An 11,511-nucleotide genomic window follows, 5' to 3' on the forward strand; every position below is an offset into this window, starting at 1 on the left:
GGCGAGCCGCTCCTCGACCCCTTTGGCGCGCAGTGTGATGGAGACGTCTTCTACGGGCATGTCCCGTCCACCCGTGATCGCGCCCCTGGCCCTCTCCTCGGCGTCTGAGAGGGTGCGGCCGTAGGCGTGAGTGCGCACCTCGGGGAGGCCGACGGACCGGGAACGGCCCTCTCGTTCGCACCATGCCTGGTGGTGGTGTTCGGACGGAGGCACGGGCTCTCGACCCCCTTGGCCGTCTTGAGGGCAGTCAGCTCCGGAACATCGGGGTGAGGCCCGGCCGGGAATCGGAACGCTCCGACCCGGCAGATGTCATGCTGGCCGCCGTGACGGACGAAGCCCGGGGCCGTGCCCTTCCGTCCCGCTGCGCCCCTGAGCCGGTTCAACAGTTCCCGCCTTTCCACCGAGGGCGGCTCTGTCGTACGAGCCCGCCCCTGGCCAGGAAACGAGACAGCGACATGACTGCCTGGCCGCCGCGCCCTGCACGATGGGTCACGGCGGGGTCAGCGGGGGGAGGCGGACCTCCGGGTGCGGGGGGTGCGCAGCCACGGCCCACGCAGGAGCCCGGCGGCCAGCAGCCACAGCGCGAGCGCCACCAGGTGGGCCCGCTCCGCCGTGCCCATCGCGGTGCCCGGCTGCCCCGTGCCCGAGGACACGAACACCCAGGACACCACCAGGACGCCGACCGCTGTCGCGGCCTGGAACCCGGCCAGGACCGCCACCGGTACCCACATCCGGTCGCCGCACCGCCACCGGTTCACCGCCAGCGCCACCACGCTCAGCAGCGCCGCGGCCATCGCGGCCACGGCCAGCACCGCTTGGAGGGTCGCGGGGCCGCCGGCCCCCTCCACCAGTGCCTCCACCGTGCACGCCACGTCCGTGGACACCGTGCACCGGCCCGGTAGGAGGGACGTGGCCAGGGACAGGGCGCCGAAGGCGAACATGGCCCACCAGGACACCAGCAGCCAGCGGCGGGTCTCCCGAGCGCCCAGGGACAGGCCCAGCCCCGCGGCCACCATGACCAGGATCGAGGCCATCCGGTGGGCGCTCTCCCAGAACGCCTCGAACGCCGAGACCGGTGTGCCCGGCTCCGCCCGTACGGTCTCACCGCCGGGCAGGACCATCTCCAGGACCCACAGGCTGTAGACCACGGCCGCCGCCACGGCGGCGACCCTTCCGTCGCGGTAGTCCCAATGCAGACTCGCGGTGCCCTTGTCCGGCATGGCGCCTCCAGTTGTGCTGGGACCCTCTAATACATCTGTGGGACGCGGCCCGCGGGACCGGCGTTCCTCGCTTCCGCTGGAGGACGGTCGTCATTTCCGGACCCTACGTCACTGGAGTCGCAGTGGCACTGTTACCCATGTGTGCGTGTTCCCGCGCCATGATCGGGGGTGCGGCACACGCGCGGGGCCGGCAGCCCCGGGTAGGGCCATGAGTGACGGGAGAGGCGCACGCGATGGACGGCGCGGCCACCACACGGTGGCTCATCGTGGGAGTGGACGGCACCGACTCCAGCCGACACGCCCTGGAGTGGGCCGCGCAGCAGGCGCTGCTGCGCGAGCTGGCGCTGCGGATCGTCGTGTCCGCCGGGGCCAGGGCGCCGGTGGGCGCGTTCGGTGCCCACCTGCCCAGTGAGTCAGTACCCCCCGGCGAGGCCGGCACCCCGAGTGCCGAGCGCCTCCTGGAGCAGGCTGCGGACTGGGTGTCCCGCCTCTTCCCCGAACTGGAGGTCCAGTCGCGCCTGTCCTACACCCGGCCCCTCGACGCCCTGCTCGCGGAGGCGGCCGAACCCGGTGCCGCGGCCGTGGTCGTGGGCTCGCGCGGCCTCAAGGGGATCGTCGCTGCCTTCGTGGGCTCCGTGGGTATCGAACTCGCCGCCCGCTCGCCCGTCCCCGTGGTGATCATGCCGCACGAGCACGCCTTCGCCCACGGGGTCCGCGGCCGCGTGATCGTGGGTGTAGACGGATCCGAGCCCAGCCGCCGGGCGGTGGGGTTCGCCTTCGCGCAGGCCGCCTTCGCCGAGACCGACCTGGTGGCGGTCAGTGCCTGGCAGCCCCTTGTGGCGTTCGCGGCCGCCACCGGCCCCATCCCTCCCGAACTGTTCGACGACTCCACCGCCGAGGAGGCGGCGCGCGGCTCCCTGGAGGAGGAGGTCGGTGCCGCACGCCTGCGCCACCCCGGGGTGCGCGTGCTCCAGCGGGTCGTACGAGCCCACCCGGTGGTGGCGCTGCTGGAGGAGGCCACACCGGCCGACCTGATCGTGGTCGGCTCCCGCGGCCGCAGCGGGTTCCGCGGCCTGCTGCTCGGCTCGGTCAGCCACTCCGTGGTCCACGGGGCGAAGGGGCCCGTGGCGATCCTGCGCTGACCATGGGGTCGAGGTAGTGCCTGGGGTGCGTCGTGCCTGGTGAGGCCATGAATGTGACGAACAGCACGCCGTGTCGGGTCAGCGGGTCGCCGAGGGGCCGGATGCGCCCTGTACGGGGGGGAACGGTCGCGCGGCCCTGACCTCGCGAACACGGTGTGAGCGCTGTCAGGCGCGTGGTTCAACGAACGGGATCCCTTGCTGCGCTGGGTATTCCGAAGGTTCGCCATGACAGTTTTAGACCATTGGACTATACCAATTGGTCACCATCGGGGCTTGTCGTTCATGATGCGAGTGTTCTCGACATGCGATGAGGAGCGGCTGTGACTGACGTGGGTATCGATGTGGGCGTAGCACCGACCAGCCACGAGGAGATGATCTCCTGGGTCCGTGAGGTCGCCGAGCTCACGGAGCCCGACGAGGTCGTGTGGTGCGACGGATCCGACGCCGAGTGGACCCGCCTCACCGACCTGCTCGTGGAGCAGGGCACCTTCACCCGGCTCAACCCCGAGAAACGTCCCAACAGCTTCTACGCCACCTCGGACCCCACCGACGTCGCCCGTGTCGAGGACCGCACCTTCATCTGCTCCGAGCGGCAGCAGGACGCCGGCCCCACCAACAACTGGATCGCCCCCGCCCAGATGCGCGCCACCTTCGGCGAGGTCTTCAAGGGCGCGATGCGGGGCCGCACCATGTACGTCGTCCCCTTCTGCATGGGCCCGCTCGGCGGCGACATCTCCCAGCTCGGTGTCGAGATCACCGACTCCCCCTACGTCGTGGTCTCCATGCGGATCATGGCCCGTATGGGTACCCCCGCCCTGCGCCTCATCGAGGAGCGCGGCGACTTCGTCAGGGCCGTGCACTCCGTGGGCGCTCCCCTGGAGCCCGGCCAGCGGGACGTGCCCTGGCCCTGCAACCCCACCAAGTACATCTCGCACTTCCCCGAGACCCGCGAGATCTGGTCCTACGGCTCCGGCTACGGCGGCAACGCCCTGCTCGGCAAGAAGTGCTACGCGCTGCGCATCGCCTCGGTGATGGCCCGCGACGAGGGCTGGCTCGCCGAGCACATGCTGGTCCTGAAGGTCACCCCGCCCCAGGGCGAGCCGCACTACATCGCCGCGGCCTTCCCCAGCGCCTGCGGCAAGACCAACCTGGCCATGCTCCAGCCCACCATCCCCGGCTGGAAGGTCGAGACGGTCGGCGACGACATCGCCTGGATGCGGTTCGACGCCGAGGGCCGCCTGCGCGCCATCAACCCCGAGGCCGGGTTCTTCGGCGTCGCGCCCGGCACCGGGGCCGACACCAACGCCAACGCCGTCGAGACGCTGTGGGGCAACAGCATCTTCACCAACGTCGCCCTCACCGACGACGGCGACGTGTGGTGGGAGGGCCTCACCGAGGAGCCGCCCGCACACCTGACCGACTGGAAGGGCCGCGACTGGACGCCGCACTCCGACGAGCCCGCCGCCCACCCCAACTCACGGTTCACCACCCCCGCCGGGCAGGCTCCCACCATCGCCCCCGAGTGGGAGGACCCGGCGGGCGTGCCGATCTCGGCGATCCTCTTCGGCGGGCGCCGCGCCACCGCGGTTCCGCTGGTCACGGAGTCGCTGAGCTGGCAGCACGGCGTCTACCTGGGAGCCAACGTCTCTTCGGAGAAGACCGCCGCGGCCGAGGGCACCGTCGGTGAGCTGCGCCGCGACCCGTTCGCGATGCTGCCGTTCTGCGGCTACAACATGGGCGACTACTTCGCCCACTGGATCAAGGTCGGCTCTGGTGCCGACCCGGCCAAGCTGCCCACGATCTTCTACGTGAACTGGTTCAAGAAGGACGCCGACGGCCGCTTCGTGTGGCCCGGCTTCGGCGAGAACAGCCGCGTGATCAAGTGGATCGTAGAGCGCCTGGAGGGCAGGGCCGACGCGGTCGCCACCCCGATCGGCAACGTGCCGCCCGCCGAGGCGATCGACACCGAGGGCCTGGACCTGTCCGAGGAGGACCTGAGGTTCGTCCTGGACGTGGACCCGCAGGTGTGGAAGCAGGAGGCCGCGCTGGTCCCCGAGTTCTTCAAGACCTTCGGCGACCACCTTCCCAGCGAACTCTGGGACGAGTACCACGCCCTGCTGGACCGTCTGGGCCAGTAGGCGGCCGCACCGGCCCCGCTTCCGTGCGGGGGCCGGTCCAGGGGGCGCGGGATCCGTGGCACCCGCGCCCCCTTCCCCGTGCCCGGAGGGGCCCACCCCCGTGGCCATGGACGGCCACCCCTGGCAGGGCATGCTCGTGGGATGCGCCCTGTCGCTGCTCTTCTTCCTCGCGGCCCGGTCTCCTGCGGGAATTTCGACGGAATCCAAGGGTTCTTCTCCAGGGCCGTGCCGTATCCCTCGCAGACAGAGGGGGAGAAGAGGAAGTGGACCTGGAACGTGAAGAGCTATTTTGTGGCGGGGCTCTTGTTCTTCTGTGGCGCCTCCGCGTTGTGCCAGGTGGTCCGGTATCCGATCTGCCTGGTCCGCGGCTGCTGAGGCTGCCCGCCGTGTCCCCTGGCTCCTCCGGGGCCCCGCGGATCGTTACCCGGTGGAGTCCGGCCCCCGAACGCCCTGCTCGGCGGGGTCCGCGCCGCCCCTCCGGGGGCTCTGACCAGCCTGGACGGGCTTGGGGCCGCTTGCGGCGGTTTACGGTGGTTGGGTAGCTTTCGCGAGGATTGCGGGATCACGAGGAGCGGGGTGCACCCATGGCGGGCGAAGACGTGAAGACCGGAAAGGTTCTCCGGAACCGGTGGACGGCGGGGTTCGGGATCGCCGTGACCGTGATCTTCCTCCTCGCCTGGCTGTTCATGGTGGTGTTCGAGGCCCTGGACGGTGAGCCGCTCCGGGTGCAGAACCTCCTGTTCATGGCGGTCTTCTTCCCCTTCTTCTGGTGGTTCTTCCTCAAGGTCACCTTCTTCACCCGCGTCGAACTCACCGACGACCGCGTCGTCGTGAAGAACGTCTTCCATCGGGTGGACATCCCGGCCCGAGAGATCACCGCCGTGCACGGGAAGGGCCGTCTCCGGATCGAGGTCAGGGGTGGTCAGGCGTTCTCCTGCTTCAACCTGGACGGATCACTGCTCGGCAGGCTCACCGGACACTCGACCAACCAGCGGTGCGCCCGTGAGATCGAGGACTTCCTTGCCGCCGGCAAGAAGGCCGGCCACCGCTCCCGTGGGGAGGAGATCCGCACCGCGCCCCACCTGAACCTCGAATTCCTGCTCGGGGCGGTCCTGTTCGGGTTCGTGGTGCCGCTCCTGCTGAACCTGCTCCCCGCCTGAGGGCCGGGGTCGCCGACCGTATATTCCAGGACGTTTCGAACTTCGTCGTATGCGCTGGCCACAGGCGTGTTACGGATGATCTGACATCCGCACACTCCCCGAGGAACAGTTCCATGACGACTCTCATCCCGGTCCTGGCCGTCCTTCTCACCATGGTGGCCGGGGCCGTGCTCGCGGTGCGCCGGTTCCGCGTCAGCGATGACTACTCCGGCGGCTCGGTCGGCATCGTCATCGCTCCCTGTGTGCTCGCCCTGTACCTGGTGGCGGCGGCGATGGGCGTCGTCATCGGCTGGGAGGACTTCAAGGACTCCCAGGACGGCGTCGCCACCGAGGCGGGTGCCGCACAGGCGCTGTACTGGAGCACCACCGCCCTGCCCGAGGAGGACGGGGAGGCGGTCCGAGACAGCCTGCGCACCTACCTGTCCACGGTGGTGGAGAAGGACTGGCCCATGATGGTGAACGCGGGTGAGCTCAGCGCCCAGGGGGACATGGCGCTGGCCGACCTCACCGCGTCGGTGCGGGTCCTGCCCGAGACCGAGAACAGCGACGGCCTGGACCGGCTGACCGCCCGCCAGGAGCTCACCAACCTCAGCGACGCGCGCATCGCTCGGGCCGACGCCGCCGGGGACGGCATCCCCGGCCTCGTCCTCATCATCACCGTGCTCACCGCGATCCCGGTTGCCGTCCTTCCCTTCGCGATGATCAAGAAGGGTGCGAGCGTCGCCTACTTCTGGGCTACGGTCAACCTGGCGTTCGTCTTCGGCACGGTGGCCCTGCTCTTCTTCATGGGCAACCCCTACACCGGTGTCCTCGCCACCGACGCCGGGGGGATCGAGGGCACCCTGGCCGCCTTCGAACGGGCCGACCGCGCCATGCTCGGCCTCGGTTAGCCGGGAGGCCCGTGCCGTCAGCCACCCGAGCGCGCGGCGGCCCGGCCCGAACCCATGGCGGCCAGGGCGCCGATCACGGCGATGACCGCCATGGTGCGCATGGGGGTGAACGTCCCGGCGGCCTGGGAGCCGTCGGGCGCGGACAGGTCGGCCAGGATCTGCTCCCGGGCCTGGTCGGGGACCTCGGGTGGCGGTGCCGGAGACGCCGAGGACTCCTGCGGAGCAGGCTCGGAGGGCTCCGGCTCCACCGGGGGATCCTGCCGTTCCACAGCGGGCTCCGGCTGCGCCGCAGCCGCGGGTGGAGCCGCGGGCTGCGGCTCCGCCTCAGGGGGTGCGGGGGCCGGCGTCTCCTCCTCCGGTGCGGGTTCCGGCTCGGGGTAGGGCTCCGGATCCACGGCCGGGGGCTCGGCCGGGGCAGGGCACAGGGGCGGCGACCCCGCGTGCACCACCACCCGCACCCCGTTGGCGCACACCAGGACGTAGGAGCCGGGCCGTACCACCGCGTGCTTGTCCCGGAGCCGCACCGCGGTCTCGTCGGAGCCCACCGACACCTCGGCGTCGCCCGCAACGATCTCCACACCGGAGGGGCCGACCTCCACCCGTGGGCCGGCCTCCTGGGCGAGCGAGGCGGGCGCGGACCCGGCGAGCAGGAGGGCGCTGAGAGCCGAGAAGCCGCAAAAGCGGAGAAAGGGGGGCATATTACTCCTCGTGGTGGCGTGGGTTCACATGGTGATCGTATGCTGCCCGACCCGCCGCCACCGCCGAAACCCTCAGGGGGAGTGCAGACGCAGGACCGCGTGCTCGGCCCACTCGGGCGGGCGCGCCAGCCGCGAGCACACCGCCATCGTCGCGAACGCCAGCGGAACCGTCCACGCGGCGGGCTGGGCGAGCAGGACACCCGGCAGCCAGGTCGGCACCTCCGCCAGGATCGACCACCCGACCGCGCCCGTCGCCGTGACCGCGCCTACGACCAGCCCGGCCGCAGCTCCGGGCAGGGTCAGGCCGCGCCACCAGATCCCCAGGACGAGCAGTGGACAGAACGTCGACGCCGCCACGGTGAACGCCCACAGCACCAGCACGTTGATGTCGATCCGTTGGGCGGGCAGCGCCAGCACCACCGCCACGCACGCCCCCACAGCCACCGCCAGCCGCAGCCGGGGCACACTGCCCTGGAACAGGTCGTGGGACAGACCGCCAGCCAGGGCCAGCAGCAGCCCTGAGGACGTGGACAGGAACGCCCCGAACGCGCCCGCCGCCACTAGCGCGGTCATGAGGGTCCCCACCGCCCCCGGCTCGGCCTGCGCGGGCAGGACCACCGCGACGGTGTCGGTGCCCCGCAGCAGCACCAACTGCGGGGTGAGCACCCGCCCCAACAGTCCGTACACCGTCGGGAACAGATAGAACAGCCCCAGCAGCGCGATCACCCCCACCGCCACCCGGCGGGCGACCCGCGCGCTCGGGCTGGTGTGGAAGCGCATGATGACGTGCGGCAGCCCCATGCACCCGAACGTGATCGCCAGCAGCGTCGACCACGTCTCGAACACGGGGTGCCCGCCGGTGTCCAACAGGGGGGTGCTCCACCGCTCGCCGCCCAGATCCGGCAGCCCCGCCGGGTGCGGCACGGGGGCACCGGCCGGGAACACGTACTCCGTGCCTTCCTCAGCGGTGTGCTCACCCGCCGCCAGCCGCACCTCCGCCCCCGAGGAGTCGGTGACGGTCACCGGTCGGTCCAGGTCGAACCGGGTGCCAACGCTGAACTCCACGCCCGTGCTCTCGGGGAAGCGGGTGCCCCACTCCGGGTGGAGCGCCTCCGAACGCGTGTCCGCGCCCGCGACCACCACCAGGTAGACGGCGGGCACCGCGATGAAGCCCAGCTTGACCACGTAGTGGAAGGCCTGCACGTAGGTCGCTGACCGCATCCCCCCGACGGCGATCGACCCGCTCACCACCAAGCCCGCCAATACCACACCCACCCAGTACGGTGTGCCGCTCACCAGGGCGAACACCACACCGGCCCCCTTGAACTGGGGCACCAGGTACAGCAGCATGATCACCAGGACGACGCAGCCGCAGAGCTTGCGCAGCGGCGGCGCGCCCAGCCGGTACTCCGCGAAGTCGGGCACCGTGTAGGCCCCGGACCGGCGCATCGGCCCGGCGACCAGTGCCACCACGGCCACGTAGCCCGCGGTGAACCCCACCGCGTACCACATCGTGCCGAGCCCGTTCTTGAGCAGCAGCCCGGCCAGTCCGAGCACCGAGGCGGCCGAGAGGTACTCCCCGGCGATCGCCGTCGCGTTCCAGTTCGGGTTCACCCTGCGGGAGGCCACGAGGAAGTCCGATGCCGACCGTGCCGCCCGCACCCCGTAGAGCCCGATCGCCAAACTCGTGACCAGGACCAAGCCGATGGTCAGGACGGAGATCACCGCTCGCCCCCGCTCGGGCCGCCCGCCTGGGACCGGTCCTCGGCGCGTTCGGCCGCGCGCACGTGCCACAGAGCGAGGCCGAACAGCAAGGGGTAGATCGCCACCGTCAGCAGCAGCCACGACAGCGGCAGCTCCGCGATCCGCACCTCCCCGAGTGCGGGCAGCAGCGCGAACGCGCCGCTCATCCCGAACAACAGCAGCGACAGCAGCGCCACAGTACGGATCGCGATCCGCCGCTGCCTGCGGAACAGCCGCCGGGCCGCCTCGGCGTCGACGGGCTCGGGCAGGGGCAGCAGGTGCTGGGCCGGCCGGTTGCCCCGGGCGAGCGCCACCCGGGTCTGCGGGCTGGTGAGCTTCTCACGGCGCGGGCTCACGGCGCGGCCCTCCGGGACCCCTCACCGTCCCCGGGAGCAGGGGCGCCCTGCGGACCGGCGTGGGCGTTGGCCGCGCGGCCGAGCTGGTCCTTGCGGGCCGCCTCCTTCAGTTGTTCGCGCAGGTGGCGGCCGTGCCTGCGGCTCACCGGCACGTCCCCGGCGGGGGTCCCCGCCACCAGACCGGAAGAGGACGTCACCCGCAGGTCCCGCACCCACGGGATGGCGACGAGGTACCCCCGGTGCACGCGCACGAACCCGGCGGCGGACCACACCTCCTCCAGGTAGGAGAGCGACAGCCGGATCAGGTGGGTGCCGTCGGCGGTGTGCAGTCGCACGTAGTCCCCTTGGGCCTCCACGAACTGCACGTCGTCGCGTTTGACGAACACCGTGCGCCGACCGGTGTCGATCTGCACCACGTGCAGGTCCTCGGCGGGCGCCTCGGCCGCCGAGGACCGGCGCAGTTGCGCGATCCGCCCCACCGCCTCGGCCAGGCGCTCCGGACGGATCGGTTTGAGCAGGTAGTCGACGGCGCCGATCCCGAACGCCTCCACGGCGTGTGCTTCGGAGGCGGTGACGAACACGATCGACGGCGGCTCCGAGAGCACACTCAGCACTCGGGCCACGTCCATGCCGTCCAGCCCCGGCATGAGGATGTCGAGGAAGGCGGCGTCGATGCTCGTGGTGCCCAGCAGCCGTACGGCGCTCGCGCCGTTCTCCGCCACCAGCACCTCCGACACCTCGGGCATCTCCCCGAGCAGGGCGGCCATCTCCTGGCGGGTCGACGCCTCGTCCTCCACCACCAGGACCCTCAGGTCGGCCTTCACTGGGCCACCACCCCCCGGGTGAATCGCGGGACGCGCACGGTGACCTTGGTGCCCTCACCGAGCGCCGTTTCGATCACCAGACCGTACTCGGGCCCGTAGACCGCCCGCAGCCTCTGGTCGACGTTGGCCAGGCCCACGCCGCGGGTCTCCGGGCCGGTGCCTGCCAGGAGTGAACGGGCCAGGTCGGGGTGCATGCCGACCCCGTCGTCCTCGATCTCGATGACGCACAGCGGCCCCTCGCCGTAACCGGACACGCTGATGTGGCCCCGCCCCTCCTTGCGTTCCAGGCCGTGCCGGACGGCGTTCTCCACTATCGGCTGCACCACCAGGAACGGGACGGCCACGGGCAGGATTTCCGGCGCGATGCGCACGGTGATGTCGAGGCGGTCGTGGAAGCGGGCCCGCTGGAGTTCGAGGTAGGTCTCCACCGCTTCGAGCTCGTCGGCGACCGTGGCGTAGTCGCCCTTCTCGGAGAATCCGTAGCGCAGGTAGTCCGCGAAGTCGGAGAGCAGTTGCCGGGCGCGGTCGGGGTCGGTGCGCACCATCGCCGCGATCACGGCGAGGGCGTTGTGCACGAAGTGCGGGGAGATCTGCGCGCGCAGCGAGCGCAGGTCCGCGGCGGCGATTCGGGCGCGGGCGCGGCGCAGCGCGGCGTGGTCCAGGTGCTCGGCGACCAGCGCGGCGGCGGCCTCCACGTCCGCTTCGACGGTCTCCCCGACGGCGACCAGGGCCCCGGAGAGCTCGTCGGCGACCATGAGCGGGGTGGCGTACAGAGGGGTGTTGTCGGCCATGCGCTCGCAGACCCCGCCCCCGTATTCGAAGACCTGGGCCAGCAGCGCATCGACCTGGGATGAGGGGATGTGTCGGCCGTGGGAGACGACCGGCCCGTCCAGGTCGGCCAGCACCACCCCGTCGACCGCGAGCAGCCGCCGCAGCCGCCGGGCCGCGGAGGGCGCGTCCCTGCCGTGCAGCCCGCTGCGCAGGTCGAGGCCCAGGGCGTGGATCCGGCGCATCAGTTCGACGCTCGCCTGCCGCTCCGAGGGCGCCGGGCGCCGCCGGGAGTGGAGCTTCCGCGACAGCCACCTTTTTGACACGAATCGACCTTATCCCAGCGGAGTGTGTCGGTGGTCACGTCCGGGTGTCACCTTTCGTGGGTGAGGGCGCACACGGGGGCAGTGCGGGCAAGGGGCGGGCCCGCCCCCGTGGGAAGGGGCGGGCCCGGTGCGGGGTGGAGCCGGGGCGGCGGCCGCCCCCTGGGGTGGAGTGCGGTCCCGAGCGGCCGCCGTAGGCGGCCCCGGCTCCGGGGGGATGGTTTCGGAGGCGGGCGCCCGGCCTTCCGG

Annotated in this window: 10 protein-coding genes; 4 read left to right on the top strand and 6 right to left on the bottom strand. The window is 71.6% G+C overall.

Going from position 1 to position 11,511, the window contains the following annotated elements; genetic code table 11:
* Nucleotides 1–500: 500 nt before the first annotated feature.
* Entirely contained in the window at nt 501–1,220 is a 720-nt protein-coding gene (locus B042_RS0121340; RefSeq protein WP_028650063.1) for a hypothetical protein, read from the bottom strand.
* Nucleotides 1,221–1,453: 233 nt separating this feature from the next.
* Here B042_RS0121340 and B042_RS0121345 point away from each other — a divergent pair, with 233 nt between their 5' ends.
* The 4 genes from B042_RS0121345 (at nt 1,454) to B042_RS0121365 (ending at nt 6,550) form a co-directional block, all read left to right on the top strand.
* The gene (locus B042_RS0121345) at nt 1,454–2,362 is read left to right on the top strand and encodes a universal stress protein (RefSeq protein WP_028650064.1); all 909 of its coding nucleotides are present in this window, start codon (nt 1,454–1,456) and stop codon (nt 2,360–2,362) included.
* Nucleotides 2,363–2,691: 329 nt separating this feature from the next.
* The gene (locus tag B042_RS0121350; RefSeq protein WP_028650065.1) at nt 2,692–4,500 is read left to right on the top strand and encodes a phosphoenolpyruvate carboxykinase (GTP); all 1,809 of its coding nucleotides are present in this window, start codon (nt 2,692–2,694) and stop codon (nt 4,498–4,500) included.
* Between the two features lie 584 nt (nt 4,501–5,084).
* A complete protein-coding gene (locus B042_RS0121360) occupies nt 5,085–5,660 on the top strand; it encodes a hypothetical protein (RefSeq protein ID WP_028650066.1) in 576 nt (191 codons plus the stop codon).
* Nucleotides 5,661–5,773: 113 nt separating this feature from the next.
* Nucleotides 5,774–6,550: a DUF4239 domain-containing protein gene (locus B042_RS0121365; RefSeq protein ID WP_028650067.1), complete on the top strand. Its 777-nt coding sequence runs from the start codon at nt 5,774–5,776 to the stop codon at nt 6,548–6,550.
* Nucleotides 6,551–6,567: 17 nt separating this feature from the next.
* Here B042_RS0121365 and B042_RS24595 read toward each other — a convergent pair whose 3' ends face one another.
* The 5 genes from B042_RS24595 to B042_RS0121390 form a co-directional block, all read right to left on the bottom strand.
* Entirely contained in the window at nt 6,568–7,248 is a 681-nt protein-coding gene (locus B042_RS24595) for a hypothetical protein (protein ID WP_028650068.1), read from the bottom strand.
* 72 nt (nt 7,249–7,320) lie between these two features.
* The gene (locus tag B042_RS0121375) at nt 7,321–8,973 is read right to left on the bottom strand and encodes a cation acetate symporter (RefSeq protein WP_028650069.1); all 1,653 of its coding nucleotides are present in this window, start codon (nt 8,971–8,973) and stop codon (nt 7,321–7,323) included.
* Nucleotides 8,970–9,347 carry a hypothetical protein gene (locus B042_RS24165; RefSeq protein WP_036555792.1) on the bottom strand — a complete coding sequence of 126 codons (378 nt, stop codon included), beginning with the start codon at nt 9,345–9,347 and terminating at the stop codon, nt 8,970–8,972. Before B042_RS24165 ends, B042_RS0121375 begins: the two co-directional genes overlap by 4 nt.
* Complete coding sequence (locus B042_RS0121385) at nt 9,344–10,171, bottom strand: LytTR family DNA-binding domain-containing protein (RefSeq protein ID WP_028650070.1); 828 nt, start codon at nt 10,169–10,171, stop codon at nt 9,344–9,346. The genes B042_RS24165 and B042_RS0121385 overlap by 4 nt, the downstream gene beginning before the upstream one ends.
* On the bottom strand, nt 10,168–11,184 hold the full coding sequence (locus B042_RS0121390; protein WP_028650071.1) for a sensor histidine kinase: 1,017 nt from the start codon (nt 11,182–11,184) through the stop codon (nt 10,168–10,170). The genes B042_RS0121385 and B042_RS0121390 overlap by 4 nt, the downstream gene beginning before the upstream one ends.
* Between the last annotated feature and the right edge of the window lie 327 nt (nt 11,185–11,511).

It is taken from the genome of Nocardiopsis sp. CNT312 (assembly GCF_000515115.1).
In the GTDB taxonomy this organism is placed as follows: Bacteria; Actinomycetota; Actinomycetes; order Streptosporangiales; family Streptosporangiaceae; genus Nocardiopsis.

What these genes read in the sequence shown, in the direction of transcription:
- B042_RS0121345 (WP_028650064.1), top strand. Translation starts at nt 1,454, where the DNA reads ATGGACGGCGCGGCCACCACACGGTGGCTCATCGTGGGAGTGGACGGC.
- B042_RS0121365 (WP_028650067.1), top strand. Translation starts at nt 5,774, where the DNA reads ATGACGACTCTCATCCCGGTCCTGGCCGTCCTTCTCACCATGGTGGCC.
- B042_RS0121340 (WP_028650063.1), bottom strand. Translation starts at nt 1,220, where the DNA reads ATGCCGGACAAGGGCACCGCGAGTCTGCATTGGGACTACCGCGACGGA.
- B042_RS24595 (WP_028650068.1), bottom strand. Translation starts at nt 7,248, where the DNA reads ATGCCCCCCTTTCTCCGCTTTTGCGGCTTCTCGGCTCTCAGCGCCCTC.
- B042_RS0121360 (WP_028650066.1), top strand. Translation starts at nt 5,085, where the DNA reads ATGGCGGGCGAAGACGTGAAGACCGGAAAGGTTCTCCGGAACCGGTGG.
- B042_RS0121390 (WP_028650071.1), bottom strand. Translation starts at nt 11,184, where the DNA reads ATGCGCCGGATCCACGCCCTGGGCCTCGACCTGCGCAGCGGGCTGCAC.